This window comes from Pedobacter superstes (assembly GCF_037622515.1).
GTDB classification, from domain to species: Bacteria; Bacteroidota; Bacteroidia; order Sphingobacteriales; family Sphingobacteriaceae; genus Paradesertivirga; species Paradesertivirga superstes.
In genome coordinates, this window is record NZ_JBBJCN010000005.1 from 226,328 (window position 1) to 245,245 (window position 18,918).

General features: G+C 39.5%; 13 protein-coding genes. 6 read left to right on the forward strand and 7 right to left on the reverse strand.

Annotation, left to right across the window (positions count from 1 at the left end):
- The first annotated feature begins 6 nt into the window (after positions 1–6).
- Entirely contained in the window at positions 7–2,346 is a 2,340-nt protein-coding gene (locus tag WG906_RS15050) for a glycoside hydrolase family 2 TIM barrel-domain containing protein (RefSeq protein WP_339993615.1), read from the forward strand.
- A gap of 44 nt (positions 2,347–2,390) precedes the next feature.
- On the opposite strand, the gene WG906_RS15055 is transcribed toward WG906_RS15050, so the two are convergent.
- The 6 genes from WG906_RS15055 to WG906_RS15080 all read right to left on the reverse strand — a co-directional run bounded on the left by WG906_RS15055 (position 2,391) and on the right by WG906_RS15080 (position 9,339).
- Complete coding sequence (locus tag WG906_RS15055; RefSeq protein ID WP_339993617.1) at positions 2,391–2,990, reverse strand: nucleotidyltransferase family protein; 600 nt, start codon at positions 2,988–2,990, stop codon at positions 2,391–2,393.
- The gene (locus WG906_RS15060) at positions 2,987–4,165 is read right to left on the reverse strand and encodes an XdhC family protein (RefSeq protein WP_339993618.1); all 1,179 of its coding nucleotides are present in this window, start codon (positions 4,163–4,165) and stop codon (positions 2,987–2,989) included. The genes WG906_RS15055 and WG906_RS15060 overlap by 4 nt, the downstream gene beginning before the upstream one ends.
- 368 nt (positions 4,166–4,533) lie before the next feature.
- Positions 4,534–4,743 (reverse strand): heavy-metal-associated domain-containing protein, encoded by a 210-nt coding sequence (locus WG906_RS15065; RefSeq protein WP_339993619.1) that lies wholly within the window; start codon positions 4,741–4,743, stop codon positions 4,534–4,536.
- Between the two features lies 1 nt (position 4,744).
- On the reverse strand, positions 4,745–5,659 hold the full coding sequence (locus WG906_RS15070) for a cation diffusion facilitator family transporter (RefSeq protein ID WP_339993620.1): 915 nt from the start codon (positions 5,657–5,659) through the stop codon (positions 4,745–4,747).
- Position 5,660: 1 nt separating this feature from the next.
- Entirely contained in the window at positions 5,661–7,889 is a 2,229-nt protein-coding gene (locus tag WG906_RS15075; RefSeq protein WP_339993621.1) for a heavy metal translocating P-type ATPase, read from the reverse strand.
- Positions 7,890–8,046: 157 nt separating this feature from the next.
- On the reverse strand, positions 8,047–9,339 hold the full coding sequence (locus WG906_RS15080) for an NAD(P)/FAD-dependent oxidoreductase (RefSeq protein WP_339993622.1): 1,293 nt from the start codon (positions 9,337–9,339) through the stop codon (positions 8,047–8,049).
- Positions 9,340–9,507: 168 nt separating this feature from the next.
- Between WG906_RS15080 and WG906_RS15085 the strand changes: the two genes are divergently transcribed.
- Positions 9,508–11,910, forward strand: coding sequence for a PAS domain S-box protein (locus WG906_RS15085; RefSeq protein WP_339993623.1), 2,403 nt, complete (start codon positions 9,508–9,510; stop codon positions 11,908–11,910).
- A 96-nt stretch (positions 11,911–12,006) separates the two neighbouring features.
- On the opposite strand, the gene WG906_RS15090 is transcribed toward WG906_RS15085, so the two are convergent.
- Positions 12,007–12,201, reverse strand: coding sequence for a DUF3606 domain-containing protein (locus WG906_RS15090; RefSeq protein ID WP_339993624.1), 195 nt, complete (start codon positions 12,199–12,201; stop codon positions 12,007–12,009).
- A gap of 211 nt (positions 12,202–12,412) precedes the next feature.
- Between WG906_RS15090 and WG906_RS15095 the strand changes: the two genes are divergently transcribed.
- From WG906_RS15095 to WG906_RS15110, 4 genes are all read left to right on the forward strand, one after another.
- A complete protein-coding gene (locus WG906_RS15095) occupies positions 12,413–13,063 on the forward strand; it encodes a response regulator (protein ID WP_339993625.1) in 651 nt (216 codons plus the stop codon).
- Between the two features lie 80 nt (positions 13,064–13,143).
- On the forward strand, positions 13,144–16,080 hold the full coding sequence (locus tag WG906_RS15100; RefSeq protein WP_339993627.1) for a CheR family methyltransferase: 2,937 nt from the start codon (positions 13,144–13,146) through the stop codon (positions 16,078–16,080).
- Positions 16,081–16,091: 11 nt separating this feature from the next.
- Positions 16,092–17,705, forward strand: a complete 1,614-nt coding sequence (locus tag WG906_RS15105) for a PAS domain-containing sensor histidine kinase (RefSeq protein ID WP_339993629.1) — start codon at positions 16,092–16,094, stop codon at positions 17,703–17,705.
- Positions 17,706–17,712: 7 nt separating this feature from the next.
- A complete protein-coding gene (locus tag WG906_RS15110; RefSeq protein ID WP_339993630.1) occupies positions 17,713–18,714 on the forward strand; it encodes a chemotaxis protein CheB in 1,002 nt (333 codons plus the stop codon).
- Positions 18,715–18,918 lie beyond the last annotated feature (204 nt).

Here is an 18,918-nt window from a genome sequence, read left to right on the forward strand (position 1 = left end):
TTAAAAATGAAATTACATACCAACCCTCTCTATCTGTTGTTTTGCCTGCTTGTACTTGCATGCGGCATTCCATCGCTAACATCTGCTCAAGCCAGAAATATTGTATCGTTCGACAGCAACTGGCAGTTTTTAAAATCTGATGCAACAGGCGCTGAAAAACCTTTATTTGATGATAAAAAATGGCGTACACTGGATGTTCCCCACGACTGGAGTATAGAAGGCCCGTATGATAAAGCCAATCCAACGGCACGTGGAGGAGGGTATTTACCCGCAGGTATTGGATGGTATCGCAAAACATTCAGTTTATCAGAAGCCGATGCCCGAAAAATCCATACCATAGAATTTGATGGGGTAATGATGAATAGCGACGTTTGGATAAACGGTGTCCACTTAGGTAAAAGACCCTACGGATATATCAGTTTTAATTATGATTTAACAAAGCACCTCAATTATGGTCAGGGAAAATCAAATGTAATTGCTGTAAGAGCAGATAATACCGTTCAGCCGGCTTCCAGATACTATCAGGGTGCAGGTATCTATCGTCATGTTCGCCTGGTTTCAGTAAATCCCGTCCATTTTTCGCAATGGGGTACATTTATTACCAGTCCGGTTGCAACCAAAGAAAAAGCTACCGTAAATATAAAAGCTGAAGTTAAGAACAACAGCACAAAGGCAGGTGAGTATGTTCTGGAAACTACTATTTTGGATGCCACTGGTAAAGCGATTAAAACTACAGAGAGCAGGCAAAATATCCCGGCTGAAAAGGCTCTTATAATTGAACAAAGTATTGAGGTTAATAATCCTAAGCTCTGGGATATTGAACAGCCGAATTTGTATAAAGCAGTTACGAAAATTTTATCAGGCAAAACCGTACTGGATGATCAAACTATTTCTTTCGGAATAAAAAATGCAAGGTTTGATGCTGCCACAGGTTTTTGGCTGAATGATAAAAACTATAAGATAAAGGGAGTTTGTTTACACCATGACGGCGGTGCGGTTGGTGCGGCAGTTCCCCTTGGTGTTTGGGAGCAGCGCTTTAAATTATTAAAACAAGTGGGTGTGAACGGAATCCGCACCTCTCACAATCCTGTAGCGCCAGAGTTTCTGGACCTTTGTGATAGAATGGGCTTTGTGGTTATGGATGAAACCTTCGACACCTGGACGGCAGCCAAACACAACGGAGAAAAAGGATATAATCTTTACTTTAAAGAATGGTGGGAAAAAGATACCCGGGATATGGTTCTGAGAGACCGGAATCATCCTTCCATCGTAATTTATAGTATCGGAAATGAAATACATGATGACTTATCTTATCCGGGCGGATATAAAGTGTATAAAGACCAGGAAGATGTTGTTAAAAAACATGATGGTACAAGGCCGGTAACTATGGGATTATTTCGACCTGCGAATTCAAAAGTGTACTTAAATGGGTTTGCTGAGCATATGGATGTTGTGGGCCAGAATTACCGTGAGAACGAATTGGTTGCAGCTCATGAAGCGAATCCGCACTGGAAAGTTATTGGAACCGAAAATACCCATGTATTAAACCAGTGGCTTGCTTTACGCGATAAACCATTTATGGCAGGGCAGTTTTTATGGACCGGGGTCGATTATTTAGGAGAAGCCGACTGGCCGGAAACTACCAACAATCAGGGTTTGTTTGACAGGGCAGGAAACTGGAAGCAGCAGTCCCTGCAACGCGAGAGCTGGTGGTCTGATAAACCGGTAGTTCATATTGTGCGGAGAGCCGAAAATGCCGGAGTTGGGCCATGGGTAGCGAATTGGACCCCCACAGACTTTGATACCTATGATAATGCCAAAGTTCAGGTTTACAGCAATTGCGATGAGGTAGAACTTTTCCTTAATGGTAAATCCTTAGGCGCATTACCTAAACCTGCCAATGATTCACCAAGGGAGTGGGATGTGACCTTCGAGAAGGGAACCATTAAAGCAATTGGGAAAAATAAGGGCAAAGAAGTAGCTTCTGAAGAATTTAAATCGGCGGGCGCTCCTGCTAAAATTATCCTGACAGGCAGTAAGGAAAAAATTACGTCTAACTGGGATGATGTTTCATTTATACAGGCGGTGCTTGTTGATGCAAATGGTGTTCCATGTCCGAATTCGGATAACCTGATTAAATTCAGTATTTCAGGCCCGGGTAGGATCGCAGCGGTTGATAATGGGGATATAACCAGCCATGAATCTTACCAGGCCAATGAGCGCCAGGCTTACCAGGGTAAAGCTATCGCCATTATAAAAGGAGTAAAGGGTTCAGGAAAGATTATCGTGAAAGCGCAGGCAGAGGGACTGGAAGCAGCAAGTTTAAATGTTGATCTAGCTCAATAAAAAAAGATTAGAGAGGCTGTGTTCAGGCGAGAGGCAGCCTCTTTTTAATTCGTATTGTCAAACCTTTTAAGTTTTTCGAAATCATCTATTGTATCAATATCTATATTCCCAAAAGGAAAGGGAACAAGAGCAACCAGATCGATGTTTTCATAGACAAGGCTTTTGGCTCCCTGTGAACCTTCAAGAGATATGAGTAAAGGAAAGAAGCTTCGGTCGAATAAAACAGGTGTTCCGATTGTATTATTGTAGCTACAGGCTGAGATATCTTTACTGCTTAACATTTTCTCTTTAATCAGCTTATTCAGTATGTCAGCATTAACAAAAGGCTGATCGCAAAGCATAATAATAGCCTGGGAAATATGAGGGTCAATGGTTAATAACTCAGATATTCCGGCTTTAATAGATGAAGCCATTCCATCTTCCCAATTCTGATTGATGGTAATATGAATATCAGGACACATCTCTGCCTCCCTGCGATTAGTTACTGCATCAGACCCCAGGACTAGCACTACAACAGAACATAAAGATGCCAGGCCCTCATCAATAGCATGGCGTAAAAGACTTTTTCCTTTGTAAATAAGTTTTTGTTTAGGCTGCCCTAAACGGCTGGACGATCCTGCAGCAAGGATAATAAGACCGGTCATAAATCAATCTTACACGAGTGAAATTTTGAATGGATATGCTTTTGTAAAGACACTGTTTTAACATCGTGGTCTTCAGTTTTGTATTTTAATGAAGTGCCTTCCCGGTTTGATGTAACAGCCTTAATTTCAGCAATAATGGATAAAGCTATTTCTTCAGGAGTTTCTGAACCTATATCTAATCCGGTGGGGCCGAAAACTCTGGACAAACTATCTTCGGGTATTTCAAATTCTTCCTCCGTTAGTTCATCGAGCATTCTTCTCAATTTCTTTTTAGGGCCAAGAGTTCCGATATACTTCAGGTTCAGGAGTATTGCTTTACGTAAAACCTCAAGGTCATAATTGTAATTGTGAGTCATTAAAACGGCTACTGTCCAGTCATCCACATGAATAGTATCAAATGCCTTTTCAGCCCTGGTAACCTGCACCTTTTTCGCCGATGGAAATCGTGAAGGAATTGCATAGTTAGGGCGGCCATCGATTACAGAAATTTCCCAGCCTAAAATGTTTGCAAATTGTACCAACGGAATTGCATCGTTGCCCGCTCCAAACACTACCAGGTGAATAGGGGGTTTTAAAAACTCTACAAATCCTTTGATATCAGTTGGTCCTGTATAATGCTTAATGACAGAGCGTGTGCTTTTCAGCGTAGTTAGTGCGTCGTTGATAAAAAATTCTTTGAGAGAATTAAATGGAAAGGTTCCTTCAACTTCGCCCGTATCTGTTATTAAAATCGAAGTCCCGGGTTGGGGTCCGGATTTATTATCCAAAGAAAAAAATGTGCCCAGAACGGCGTTCTGTCTTTTTCCAAGAAATGTTTTAAATAATTTTATTGGATTTAGCTCTTGTTTCGGATCTATAGGTTCTAATAGTACCTGGATGATGCCATTGCAGCCCAGGCCAACCCCGAATTTCGCATCATCGTCATCGCTTGTATCGTAAGTAACAAGCATTTTCCTGTTTTCTGCCATTGCCAGCCGGGCCTTGCGTAAGGCATCGCCTTCAAGGCAGCCCCCGCTGATCGCACCGGTTAATTCGCCGTTTTCGGTGATTAACATTCGTGCGCCTTCATGCCGGTAAGCAGAACCAACTACATGGACAACCGTTGCCAAAGCAGTGCTTAAGCCACGCTTATCTGCATCTTCGAATGCTTTAACAATTTCATGCAACTCTTTCATAATTAGCGAAAGAAAAATTGGTTAATGACCCGGAATAAAAAGGTTGTAACAATGGCCCGGCCCTTCCCTAAGGCTCAGGTTGTTTAATTAAAAAAAGTGTCAGACTCTCCACGCAGGCATCAAACACTTAGTGTAAAAAAAGCTTTGTTAATCTTAAACGCAAACCTGTATTATCTGGGATGCAAAAATTAGAATAATAACTAAATTTCAAGCACCTTGGTCAACACTTAATCTCCTTATTTCTAATTAATTCGGTTTGAGCAATATGTAAAAGTCTTATTTACATTGTATAACTCCAAATGATTGTTCTTTTTTATTGTAATATTTTGAAGACAGAAATTCAATCAAAATGAACAATCCGAAAATCTTTAGATCGGGTCAGCTTTGAAACCCAGCTTTTCAACAATCTTTTTAATGTCTGTCTCCTCCATGTTTTCGGTTTCAACAGTCAGTGTTTTCTGCGGATCATTAATATCAACATTCCAGTTTTTGATACCGGCATTTGCATTTAAATGAGGAGTAAGCCTGGCTACACATCCTCCACAGTTTATTGTTGTTTTGAATTGATACTTTTTCATTTTAACAGCTTTTATTGTCACAGTTTATTTTTTCTGATTCGAGTTCAAACGTGCTGTGATGAACGTTTTGATGCTCAAGAGAATGGCGCAAACTCTTAATTACCATCATTTTTTGATCGAACGTAAGAGAGTCATTAATTCTGATATGAGCGGTAAGCGCATTTTCGGTAGTACTCAGTGGCCAGATGTGTATGTGATGTACATCTGTTATATTTTCATTTGACAGGATGAACTGTTTAATATCATCCACAATTATTCCATGGGGTACAGCGTCCACCGAAAGCTTGAAACTTTCTATTAATAATTTCAAGGTGCTGACAAGAATTATCAAAGCAATAACCAATCCCATAAAAGAATCTATCCAGTTCCAACCGGTAAAGGATATAATTATTCCGGCGGCAACAACACCAAGGGAAACTAAAGCGTCGGCAACCAGATGAAGATATGCACTTTTTACATTCAGGTCGCTGTCTTTATCTTTAAAAAAAAGGAATGCCGAGATTCCATTAACAACGATACCTGCTGCGGCTATCCAGGCTACCACCATCCCTTGTACTTCTTGTGGCTGGTAAAATCTCCTTATTGATTCATACATCATAATACCTACGGCTAGAAGTAAAATAACAGCATTGGCTAAAGCTGCCAGAACGGTTGTTTTCTTATATCCATAGGTGAAAAACTCAGTTGCTTTCCGCCTGGCTAAAGTAAATGCCAGTAGGGAGATGGCTAAACTTCCCACATCGCTTAAATTGTGCCCCGCATCTGTAAGTAAGGCCATCGAATTAAACTTTAATCCGGCAATTGTTTCAGCAATTACAAAAAGAATGTTAAGTATAATCCCGATTTTAAAGGCCCTGCCGGCGAGTAATTTGGGGCTCACAGCATGGGTATGATGATGATGTTCGTGGGAATGCATTTTATAGTTTTATGTATTTTAACCGCAGGCTGTTTGTTACCACGCTAATACTACTCAAAGCCATTGCTGCACCTGCAAGCATAGGGTTTAACAAAAAACCTGTAAATGGATACAATATCCCTGCCGCTACAGGTATCCCAATGATATTGTAGATGAAAGCCCAGAACAGGTTTTGTTTAATCACCTTAACGGTTTGCCGTGAAAGTTTAATGGCTTTGGGTACCTGTAATAAATTAGAGGAAATCAAAGTCATTTTCGCTACATCCATGGCAATGTCTGTTCCTTTTCCCATTGCAATACTTACATCAGCCTGCGCCAGAGCCTGACTGTCATTTATACCGTCGCCAACCATGGCCACTTTTTTTCCCTGCTCCTGTAATTGCTTTACAAAATCGGCTTTGTCTCCGGGCAGTGTTTCCGCTTTATAGTTTATGATTCCAACCTGTCTGGCCACAGCCTGTGCAGTTGTTTCATTGTCGCCCGTCAGCATATACACCTCAATATTCATATCCTGTAAAGTTTTTACGGCCTCTGAGGACGAGTCCTTAATTTTATCTGCTATCGCGATAGCCGCAAGTGCATTTTCTTTGTCAGCGAGCCAGATAACGGTATAGGCCCGGTATAGCCATTCCTCTGATTTTTGCCTCAGTTCATTATCAATATGAATCGCATTCTGAGTCATGAGTTTAGGACTTCCAACAAAATATGCATCCCCTTTATACATCGCGAATACACCTTCGCCTGTTAAGCTTTCAAAAGAATCTAAAGATAATTTATTCAATGTTTCAGTTTGCAAGTGTTTCACCACCGCCTCTGCCAGGGGATGCTCTGATTTTGACTCGATGCTATAAATTAAATCAGAAAGTTCTTTCTGATTTGCACCCGCTTTCCATTCTACCGATATTACCTCCGGCTTTCCTTCAGTAATTGTACCGGTTTTATCAAGAATTATGGCGTCTATATTTTTTGCCTGTTCGAGGCTTTCCGCATCTTTAATCAAAATACCGTTTTCTGCCCCTTTACCAACGCCGACCATTATCGCAGTTGGAGTGGCAAGCCCTAAGGCACACGGGCAGGCAATTACCAATACTGTTACCATGGCTAACAAACCCTGCGTAAAGCCATCATCGCCACCCAGTATTAACCATGTAAATAAGCTGAATATTGATACAGCAATAACTATTGGAACAAAAATACCTGCAACTTGATCCACCAATTTCTGTACGGGAGCTTTACTTCCCTGCGCGTCCTGAACAAGTTTAATAATCTGGGCAAGGAGGGTATCTTTTCCCACTTTTTCTGCAACGAACTTAAAGCTCCCCTTTTGGTTGATGGTACCTGCAAATACTCCGGCATCCCTTTCTTTGAGCACCGGGGTAGGCTCTCCTGTAATCATACTTTCATCGACGTATGATTTACCTGATACTATTTTACCGTCAAGCGGTATTTTTTCTCCGGGTTTAACCAAAAGGGTATCGTTCACCTTAACCTGCTCAACCGGAATGATTTCTTCGGTTCCATTTGTAATACGGATCACCGTTTTTGGCTGAAGACCCATTAATTTTTTAATAGCTTCGGAAGTATTCGATTTTGCACTTTCTTCTAAAAGCTTTCCTAAAAGAATAAAAGCAATTACAACAGATGCCGCTTCAAAATATACGTGTGGTTCTAAGCCCCGATTGGTCCAAAACTCGGGATAAACGGTGTTAAATACACTAAACAGATAGGCAATTCCCGTGCTAAGGGCCACCAGGGTATCCATATTGGCCTTTTTATGTTTTGCCTGTTTATAGGCATTGACAAAGAACTGCTGACCGAAAATTAGAACCACCGGGGTGGCAAGCGCCCATTGTATGTAATTTCCATAAGGCATATGCATGAAAAACATTCCCATTGCCACAATAGGGATTGAGGAGAGAATAGACAGCCATGTATTTCTCTCCAGCTCTTTAAATTTTTCTGTTTCTATAATTTCTACAGTGGCTTTCGCCGATTCTGCATCTTCAATAATTAAATCGTATCCGACAGATTGTACGGCGGATTTTAAATCCTCTGGCTTCACTTCAGAAGGGAGATATTCTATTGATGCTGTATTATTTGCAAAATTGACAGCCGCATTAATAACTCCTCTTTGCGACTGCAAAATGGTTTCTGCGCTTATTGCACACGAGGTGCAGCTTAAGCCTGTAACCGGGAAGTTTTCTTTTACACTGGAACTCTGGGCTCTCATATTCTTCTTTTTTGAATAATCAAATTTCGCTTTATTTATGAGGGCTTTTGTTACATAATCATGGAAAAGATTTATAAAATTTTTAGAGATATAGAACAAGAGTTCTCTTATCTCGTTTTCCGGAATACACCGATGTTAATGTTCAGTAGATTGAAATTTATTCCTTCTTCTTTCCTAAGATCAGCCTGATTCCCTTATCGAAACTAAAATAGCTTGACATCCAGTTTAAAAGCACAATGAGTCTGTTTTTAAAGCTTATTATTGAAATCAGATGAATAAACATCCAGATCAGCCATGCCAGAAAACCCTGGGTTCTGAATTCTTTTTTAAAAATTTTTAAATCAGCAACTGCGTGATTCCGGCCTATTGTGGCCATTGAGCCCTGATCGTGATAGTTAAACGGGACAGGAGATTCGCCTTTAAACTTCTTTTTTAGGTTTTTAGCCAGAAGCTTTCCTTGCTGTAAAGCCGGTTGTGCAACCATGGGATGTCCGTCGGGGTATTGCTCACTCAGCATACACGATACATCGCCAATTGCATAAATATTTTCATAGCCTTTTACCAGGTTATATTCATCTACAAGTATTCTGTTTCCTTTAAAAATACTTTCCTCTTTTAATCCTTTTATTGGCGATCCAATTACGCCTGCCGTCCAGATTAAGGTCTGGGCTTTCAGCTCTTCCCCGGAATCGAGCAGTACCGTTTGCCCGTCATATGACTTTACCCGGCGGTTCAGCCAAACCTTTACCCCGTAATCCTGTAAAAACTCAAGTGATTTTTCAGATGCTTCGGCCGACATACCTTTCAACAACTGGTCACCGCTTTGAATCAGGTTAATGTCCATTTGCTTAATGTTTAGCTCCTTGTAATCTTTTGGAAAAACATGTTTGCGGAGCTCACTGATTGCACCTGCGAGTTCTACCCCGGTAGGGCCACCCCCCACAATCACAAAGTCCATCAAAAGGTTTAATTGATCCTCGTCCTGTGCCTGCAACGCATTTTCAAGATTGCAGAGTATGGTATTTCGAAGCATTACTGCGTCGCTTATGCTTTTTAAAGCTATTGCATTTTTATGCATGAGCTCATTACCGAAAAAGTTCGTTTCCGCACCGGTAGCGATAACCAGATAGGTGTAAGTAATAACACCAATAGAGGTATTCAGGATATTCTGATCCGGTTCTACAGATAAAACTTCTGCCAGGCGAAAAAAGAAGTTGTTTTGCTTTTCGAAAAATTTTCTGAAAGGGTATGCGATAGAGGCCCCGTTTAGTCCTGATGTTGCAACCTGATATAATAAAGGCTGAAAAGTGTGATAATTGTTTTTATCGATAAGTACTATCTCAACTTCCGCAGATGTTAAAGATTTCGCCAGTTCTAAACCTCCAAATCCACCACCAACTATTACTATTCTTGGTTTTTCTGTATTTGGAATGACTGATAATTTACCCATGCATTATGTTTTTCTTACAAACACTAAGAGCTAATAATTGTTCCCCATATTGATTAAAGCTGACCTGTCGCTTTTGATTTATGCAAATAAACCTGCAATGGTTGTTGAAAGTAGCTTGTGAACCTTTAAGATAATTAATTTAGAAATGTTAGAGCACTTAACTCTGTTATGATTCAAAACCGGCCAGACTTATTTAATCAGATTTCCAGTCATCAGGCATTTCAGCAATTTCATGATACAGGTGTTATAAATATTCTGGGTATAAATAAAGATGGTATAATAGTTTATGCCAATGCTGCAGAGCTTAAGTATACAGGATATACAGCGGAAGAATACATTGGCAAACCGCTATCCGATTTTTATACTGATGAACAGGTACTTCAAAAACTTTATGAAAGCATGAAGGCTTCAGAGGAATTGTATAACCTGGAATCGGTTATTAAATGCAAAAACGGGAATCTGAAATATGCTTTATTAAGTTCAAGGAACATTGAGGATGCTACCGGAATAAATTATGCCTATTTATTTATCAGAGATATCAGCCTTTATAAGAAAAATGAGCGCTTGTTATCTTACTTAAATACAGCAGCTGAGGTATTAGCCGGGGCAAGAAATACATCAGACGCCTTAAATAAAGTTTCAGATTTAATTGTTCCGAAGTTTGCGAATTGGTTTACAATAGATCTTTTGAAGGATGGTAAACTGGAACTGATCAAGCTGGCTCATGAAGACCCGAAGTTCATTAAAGTGGCATTAGAATATCGTGAAAAGTATCCGGTAGGTTTAAATGCTGATCAGGGTAGTGCATTCGTTTTAAAAACTGGCCAACCCTTTCATTTGCCTTTTATTACTCCTGAAATGCTCGAAACTTTTATACCAGATCCAGAGCAGTTAACGATTGTTAACCAGCTGGGTGTTCACTCGAGCATTACAGTTGCCATGTTTAATAAAGAGACAATTACAGGATTAGTAACCTTCATTTCTTCTTCTCCGGATAAAAATTACGATGAAGCGGATCTTCGTTTTGCCCAGAACTTTGCCAATCATATCGGGCTGACCTTAGAGAACACCCGCCTGAATGCGGAAGCATTAGCAGAGATTGAGCGGAGAAGAAAAATAGAGGAAGAGCTTAAAAGAACTCAAATTCAGTTAAAATCTGCTCTCTCTTCCGGATTAATTGGTACATGGGTACGTGATTTGGAGAATGAAGTGATGTATGTTGATGAGAGTTTGTCGAAGATTTTTGATCTGGAATACTCATCGCATGGTATTGATCCAATGCTGTTTATAAACAGAATTCATCCGGATGACATTGCCGCTACGGAACTTAAGCGAAAAGAGTGTATAGACAAAGGCGGCATCTATGAAGCCGAATACCGTATAATCACTGGTGATGAAAGGATTAAATGGGTGTTTGCTAGAGGAAGTACAGATTTTAACAGTGCCGGTAAGGCTGTGAAGTTTTCGGGCGTGGTAGGTGAAATAACGGAACGGAAGCTGGCCGAAGAAGCTTTAAAACAAAGCGAAAAACGATTCAGACTGATGGCCGAAACTATGCCGCAGAAAATTTTTGTAACAGATGCCAAAGCGAATTTATTATATCTGAATCCGCAATGGGAAAAGTTTACCGGTTATTCAATTGAAGAGATCAACAAGCTTACTCTCTCTCATTTTATCCATCCTGATGATTTGAAGGAAAACCTGAAAAGATGGAAAGATGCGGTCGAAAATAGCGATGAATTTCAATTTGAACACCGGTTCAAGGCCAAAGACGGTAAATATTACTGGCATTTAACCCGGGCGCTTGCACTTCAGGATTCCAGCCAAAATAATATGTGGATCGGCTCAATAACTGATATTGATGAGCAAAAGAAAAATGAGCAAAAGAAGGATGAATTTATCAGCATCGCAAGTCACGAGTTAAAAACACCGATTACCAGCTTAAATGGCTATTTGCAAATTTTATCCCGCCGTGCTGAAAGTGAAAAGCTATTTTCCGTTAGCGATTTAATTGTAAAAACTCAGCGGCAGGCCCATAAGTTATCTTCATTAATAAGCGATTTGCTGGATGTATCTAAAATGCAGGCGGGAAAGATGAATTACAATTTCGCCGAATTTAATTTTGCAGAAATCATAGATGATGCAATTACTGATTCCCGGAATAATTATCCATCTCATACTATAAAATTAAATGGCAATCATGATGTTCTTGTGTTTGGCGATAAACACCGGCTGGAACAGGTTCTTTCAAATCTCTTATCAAATGCAGCGAAGTATTCACCCGATTCTGATGAGATACTGCTGATAATTAAAACCTCCGGAGAAATGCTTACTCTATCGGTTCAGGATTATGGTGTCGGTATTCCGGAGGAGAAAGCGCCCTATATTTTTAACAGATTTTTCAGAGTGGAAGATACATCGTTTAAATTTTCCGGTTTGGGAATAGGTCTGTTTATATCCCGGGAAATTATACAAAGGCATAAAGGAAAACTTTACTTTGATTCTAAAGTGGGAGAGGGATCAACGTTTACATTTACTATCCCAATTCATGGAGAAGAGGGGCCGAAGTAAAAGCCATCAAATTAAAAGGTATTAAGAAAAGCCTGCTATAAAAAAACAGAAACTCTTCAAATTCTCGCCAAGGCTTCGTCTTTGGAAAATTACATGCTATGCAACATTTTCACCATAGAAATTATGAAGGTATGTTTTTAACTTTTCTGCGGAAGTAATTCCAGTTTCGATAATAAGATTTTTAAAAACCTCAGGGCGCAGGCCAAATTGTTTAGACCAGTATTCAACTTCGTAATATTCATCAATATTGATTCTGTCTATATCCAGACTTCTAAATATATTGTCGTCCATATGTTTAATTTATACTAATATAAACGTATATTAAGCAAGAAAAGTTTTATTGGTAAAACAGGTATCTGGAAAACATAAAACGCCTGATTATAAACTCTGAGAACGTATCTTCTCCAAAATAAATTAGGGGTTTTCGGTATTTAAAACTGTATTTTTTTATAGATATTTGTTTGCATCCAGCTACCTGCTGAATAAATTAAAATAACCGACCGTGATAAAAGTATTATTAGCTGAAGATCATAATATTGTGCGAAACGGTATCCGCTCTTTACTTGATAAGCAGGCCGATATAAATGTCATTGGAGAAGCAACTGATGGACTTGAAGTTTTACAATTACTGGAACAGGGTTTGAGGCCGGATTTAGTGCTTACAGATATAAATATGCCCAACTTGAATGGCATGGCATTAATTGAAGAGCTTAAAAAAAAATCCCCGGATCTTAAAGTTCTGATCCTTTCCATGCTGGATCATGAAAACTATGTCCTTCAGGCGGTTAAGATAGGGGCAGCAGGGTTTTTGTTAAAGAATGTTAGTGAGGAAGAAATGGTATTTGCTATAAGGCATGTTATGGCCGGAAGCATGTATGTGTGCTCTGAGTTAACTGCGAAGCTCATAGCAAAACTTAACAACCTCCCTCAGTCTGATAATAAAGAAATAAAAGTCGCTATAGATTTATCGCGCCGGGAGATTGAGATTTTATTATTAATAGCAGAAGGTTTAACGAATAATGAAATAGCCGAAAAGCTTTTCACAAGCAGGCGCACAGTAGAAGGTCACCGCCAAAATCTTCTCGAGAAGACCGGAGCGAGAAACACTGCAACATTAATCCGATTTGCGGTTCGCAATGGAATTATTGATTAGTATTTAAAAGCACCGCGTTTTTCTATAGACTATATAAATCCATTATATAAGATCATAAATTTATCTCTAAACATTTTGCAATGCCTAACGCAAAAAAGGAAAAATCAATAAATAGTCTGGTTAAAAAAAAGAGCAACTCTGATTTAGATGCTACCGGGAGGGCCTCTTTTGCTATTGTTGGAATGGGTGGTTCTGCCGGTTCTTTTCATGCTTTTGAAAATTTCTTTCTGCATATGCCCGCAGACAGTGGGATGGCTTTTGTTATTATTATGCACCTGGATCCTAATCATAAAGGCCGGGTTTATGAGCTTATTCAAAACTTTACAACGATGCCTGTATTGGAAGCCAGAGATGGTTTAGCCGTTGAACCGGATAAAGTTTATATGATCCCTCCCAATAAAGATATGGGAATTCATAATGGAAAGCTCCTATTATTAAAGCCTGCCATGCCCAATGGATACCGGCTGCCAATAGATTATTTTTTTAAAAGTCTGGCCGAGGACCAATGGAACAGGGCGGTGGGTATTGTTTTTTCGGGAATGGGATCCGACGGTGAAACTGGCTTAAGAATGATTAAGGAAAAACTGGGGATTGTTATTGTTCAGGAACCTGGCACAGCGCAGTATGACAGTATGCCCAGAGCTGCTATTAATACCAGTCTTGCAGATTTTATTTTACCTCCTGAAGAAATGCCTATTAAACTTATCCAGTTTCTTAATCATCCGCTGATGGCCGATGAAGTATCAGACGAAATACAGCTCGAAAGCAAAGACACAACAGCAATACATAAAATTTTAATGCTCCTGCGTTCGCATACAGGGCATGATTTTACCCAGTACAAAAAAAGCACTGTAACCCGTCGGATAGACCGGAGAGTGGCTTATCATCAGTTATCGGATTACGGACATTATGTGAATTATTTAAGGGAGCATCCGCATGAATTAGATGTGCTGTTTCATGAATTGCTGATCGGTGTAACCCGGTTTTTTCGCGATTCTGCCTCTTTTGAAGCGTTAACCGATCATCTTTTACCCTTATTAAGAAGCAAGCCTGATAATGAACCCATTCGTATATGGGTAGCAGGATGCTCCACTGGTGAAGAAGCCTACTCTATTTCCATCATTGTAATGGAATATCTCGAATCGTTGAAAAGCAAGAGAGTTCCGAAAGTTCAAATATTTGCGACCGACCTTGATTTGGATGCCGTTGAATTTGCCCGTGTAGGCATATACCATGGTAATATTGTTGCCGATATTTCTGAAGATCGCATCGAACGTTTTTTTATAAAGAAGAACGATACCTACCAGGTAAAAAAGGAACTTAGGGAAATGATTGTTTTCGCTCAGCATAACATCATTAAAGATGCTCCGTTTACCCGGCTTGATTTATTATCCTGCCGTAATGTGATGATCTATCTTACCGCAGAGCTGCAGAAAAAAATCATTCCTATTTTTCATTATTCGCTTAATCCTAAAGGGATATTATTTCAGGGGCCCGCAGAAACAATAGGTGGTTTTACCGATATGTTCGTCCCCTTAGATACTAAGTGGAAAATATTTGAACGTAAAGATGGACTGGCAATATTAGGTAAAATGATTGATTTTCCTTTTAATGTGTCAAGGCAACCCCTTATTAGGCCAGAGGTTAACGAGCCCACCCCTAAAAAGAAGACTTTAGCAGATACCTTCAGTAAAATTCTTCTGGAGAACTACACCCCTGCCTCTATTCTTGTTAATGAGAAAGGCGATATTGTATACATCAATGGTAAACTGAGTAAGTTTCTTGAATTAAATTCTGGTGAGGCGGTAATGAACGTTTTCAGGATGGCCAGAGAAGAATTAAAATATGTAGTGAGCAATGCTATTCATCAGGCCCGTTTAAACAGGTCTGAAGTAAAAGTTGAAGATGTAAAATTAAAGGAGGACTCCAGCACCAGGTTGGTAACAGTTAAGGTCAAAACATTAGACAATACCCCTTTGCATGGCTTAATACTGCTGGTTTTTGAAGATAAAGGGATATTAAAAAAGGCAGCAAAAAAAAGTAAAACAGATAATGCCGGTTATAATGTTGCCATAGAGGAGCTCGAAAAGGATCTGATTTATACCAAGCAGCAATTGCATAATACGGTCGAGCAGATGGAAACCTCGCTGGAGGAATTAAAATCTACCAATGAAGAGTTGCAAAGTACCAATGAAGAGCTGCAGAGCACAAATGAAGAGGCCCTAACTACCAAAGAGGAAATGCAGTCGCTGAATGAGGAACTCATGACAATTAATGTGCAGTATCAGTCTAAAGGTGAAGAGCTAACCCAGGTAAATAACGACATGAAAAACATGTTGGATAATACGGAAATAGGGACTATCTTTTTAAATAACAATCTCGACATTCTGCGCTATACTCCACAGATAAAAAAGATTTTTAATGTAATTCCAACAGATCTGGGTCGCTCGATAACACACATTGTATCTAATTTCGACAACAGCAACATAGAGCAGGAAATTAAAGATGTGATTGATACGCTTTCTGTGAAGGAACTGGAGGTTCAGACCAAACAAGGGGAGTGGTTTAGCTTGCGTATAATGCCCTATCGCACTACGGATAATTTTATTAGTGGTGCGGTTCTGACTATTAATAAGATCACTTCATTTAAACAACTTCAGTTACAGGTAGAGGCTTTATCAGGATTTGCCGAACAAAATCTTAACGCCATAAGCAAGCCTGCACTATTAACAGATAAAACCCTGAATATAATTTCAGGGAATTTGCCTTTAGCACATAGCTTTAATATTAAACAAAAAGAACTGGGGGGGAAATCATTCTCTAAGCTGGTTCATGAAAAATGGGAGAACAGTAAACTTGATAAATTTTTAAAGGATGGGGTTTCAGCCGATAATGATACTAACGAAGATTCGGCTGATTTTTCGACAGAGTCATCTAAACTTAAAATCAGCTTGAAACGCTTTGTTAATAAAAATACTAAAGAAACATCTTCAATATTAATTGTTATAGATATGTAAGCCTTCGTATTGTGACTAAAGTTAAGAAAACGGTATATGCTGAAGATGCGGTGCTTAATCTTTTTCGGAAGAAGGCTGAAAAGATTTTGTCTGATGTGGTAAAGGATAAAGATCTTCAGTTTTCCACAAAGGAGATCCAGGAGCTTTTACATCAGATCCAGGTTCAGCATATTGAACTGGAAATGCAAAACGATGAACTCAAGCTTTCCAACGAAGAGGTGGAAAACCAGCGTCATAAATTCGTTGGATTATACGATCTGGCACCGGTAGGGTATTTTATCCTGGATCATAATGGCATAATACTGGAGGTAAATACTACAGGATGCAACCAGCTAGAAAGTGCAAAGCGTACTATTGTAAACCGTAGATTTCAAAGTTTTCTTGACAGTTCGGATGCAGATGCATTTTATTTGTTTTTCAGACGGATATTTAACTCGTCTGAAAAACAAAGCAACCAGTTTAACCTCTATACCGCAAAAGGAAAAACTATATATACTCAGGTCGAAGGGATTGTTATCCGTGACAGCTTTCTTGGAAAAGAACAATGCTACCTGGCTGTTATTGATATTACTGAGAGACGGAAGGCTGAATTGAAGCTACAGGAGACAAAAGAACGGCTCGAAATGGCTTTGGATGCTTCTGTAACAGGAACCTGGCAAATGGACCTGGGTACTAAGGATATTTTACTTGACAAGTTCAGCTGGCAGATCTATGGAGTAAAAGATCCCAACTCTGTACAAACTCTCGATTCCTTTGTTAAAAGGATTCATCCGGATGACTGGACGGAACTCAACAAGCAATTCCAGGATGCCATACAGTATAAACATGACCTTGAAGTTGAGTATCGTATTATTAAGCCCGACGGAAATATTGCATACATTTCTGCCCGTGGTCATGTAATAGAAAGACCAGGTTCTTCTAAGTCTTTTGTTGGCATACTGATGGATATTACCCATCGGAAAGAAATGGAAGAAGAAGCGATGAAATTAAAGGCAGAACATCAGAAAAATATTCTGACCGCAGTTTTTCGTGCCCAGGAAAATGAACGCAAACGTATCAGTGAAGCATTACATGATAGCGTGAGCCAGTTGCTGTACGGGATAAAGCTGAAACTTCAGGATTATAAACGGACGGATAAAGACGGCGCGGTATTTACAGAGTTAAATACGCTACTGGATCTGGCTGTAAGCGAAACCCGGAATATCTCTTTTGAGCTCGCCCCCGCAATTCTAAACGATTTTGGCTTATGTACAGCCCTCGAAGAAATGTCTAAAAGACTTAATACCACCGATCTGAAAATTCATTTAAGAGTTTCTGGTTTGAAAAGCCGGTTTGATCTGAACAAGGAACTCAGCATTTTTCGTATTATTCAGGAGCTGGTAAATAATGTGATTAAACATGCAAAGGCTACCGAACTAAAAATCGAAGCGACCAGAAAAAACAAAAGCCTAAGAATTAATGTAAAAGATAACGGAAGAGGTTTTAATAAAAATGAAATAAAAGCCTCGGGATCGGGACTTCATAGTATTAAGAATCGTTTGGATTTATTAAATGGTACCATGGATATTCAATCTGAAGAAGGTGCCGGAACACTTGTGGATATTAAATTTAGGGAGATTTTCTGAAACTTTTATGCCTGAAATAACAAAGATAGTGGTTGTTGGTGCTTCGGCCGGTGGTTTGAAAGCGGTAGCGGAATTAATCTCAAAATTCCCTAAAAACAATAATATTTCGGTATTTATTGTACTGCATGTTTCAAAAAACTCGATCGGACCTGTAATAGTTACTCACATTCAAAAGCATACTTCCTTAATTTGTGAAATTCCTTCAAATGGAGACCTAATAAAACCAGGTCATATATATATAGCCCCTCCTGATCACCACATGATTATTAAAAGGGACGAAATTTGCATCCATAACGGAGCACGGGAAAACCGCTGGCGCCCATCTATAGATGTTTTGTTTCGGTCCGCAGCTGTAGCATATGGCAGTAAAGTAATTGGGATTGTTTTAACCGGTTTAATGGATGACGGAACATCGGGAATGGGAGCTATAAAGCGCAGCGGTGGAGTTTGTATTGTTCAGGAACCGGAAGAAGCTGAATTTTCTGATATGCCCGCCAACGTTTTGAATAATGTGGATGTCAACTATCGCGTTTCGATCTCTGAAATGGGATATATATTGGAGGATCTGTTCTCCAAGCCTTCCGGTCCTGAAATTCGTGTACCCAGAGAATTGGAAATTGAAGCAGAAATAACAGAAAAACTTTCGAGTAAGATTCAGGATCTGGAGAAAATCGGCGAGCAAACTCTTTTTAGCTGCCCTGAGTGCGGAGGCGGCCTGTGGAAAATTAAGGGAGATACCGTGGTTCGGTACCGGTGTCATACCGGGCACGTTTATACACTGCAAACACTGTTGCAGGCACAGGCAGAAGGAATCGAAAAAGCGATCTGGGTAGCCATACGGATGCTTGAAGAGAGAAGAAATCTTCTCCTTATTTCTTCAGCTTATAACAGTAATTCACCAGATGATTCTGCCGAAGATATTAAATCGAGGACTGAAGATGTCAATAATCACATCGAGCGACTGAAAACAGTTTTGCAATTCATGAGGGTGAATGAACCGAATGCTTAATGGCAAATTCTATTGCAAGGGTTTCAATATTCTTAATATCATTCAGTTGTTTCCGTTTTATTTTAATAAACCTCACAATTTCAGCTGTTTACTCTGTATAAAACAGGTAATTCCCTCAGTAAACCACGTAGTTTTTCCTTTGCTTAATCGTATATAAAATAATACTTTTGTATTCAATCTAACTAATAAGAAAAAAGGATAATC

Excerpts from the sequence above, each read along its gene's own strand:
- WG906_RS15050 (WP_339993615.1), top strand. The coding sequence starts at position 7 with ATGAAATTACATACCAACCCTCTCTATCTGTTGTTTTGCCTGCTTGTA.
- WG906_RS15055 (WP_339993617.1), bottom strand. The coding sequence starts at position 2,990 with ATGACCGGTCTTATTATCCTTGCTGCAGGATCGTCCAGCCGTTTAGGG.
- WG906_RS15060 (WP_339993618.1), bottom strand. The coding sequence starts at position 4,165 with ATGAAAGAGTTGCATGAAATTGTTAAAGCATTCGAAGATGCAGATAAG.
- WG906_RS15065 (WP_339993619.1), bottom strand. The coding sequence starts at position 4,743 with ATGAAAAAGTATCAATTCAAAACAACAATAAACTGTGGAGGATGTGTA.
- WG906_RS15070 (WP_339993620.1), bottom strand. The coding sequence starts at position 5,659 with ATGCATTCCCACGAACATCATCATCATACCCATGCTGTGAGCCCCAAA.
- WG906_RS15075 (WP_339993621.1), bottom strand. The coding sequence starts at position 7,889 with ATGAGAGCCCAGAGTTCCAGTGTAAAAGAAAACTTCCCGGTTACAGGC.
- WG906_RS15080 (WP_339993622.1), bottom strand. The coding sequence starts at position 9,339 with ATGGGTAAATTATCAGTCATTCCAAATACAGAAAAACCAAGAATAGTA.
- WG906_RS15085 (WP_339993623.1), top strand. The coding sequence starts at position 9,508 with ATGATTCAAAACCGGCCAGACTTATTTAATCAGATTTCCAGTCATCAG.
- WG906_RS15090 (WP_339993624.1), bottom strand. The coding sequence starts at position 12,201 with ATGGACGACAATATATTTAGAAGTCTGGATATAGACAGAATCAATATT.
- WG906_RS15100 (WP_339993627.1), top strand. The coding sequence starts at position 13,144 with ATGCCTAACGCAAAAAAGGAAAAATCAATAAATAGTCTGGTTAAAAAA.
- WG906_RS15110 (WP_339993630.1), top strand. The coding sequence starts at position 17,713 with ATGCCTGAAATAACAAAGATAGTGGTTGTTGGTGCTTCGGCCGGTGGT.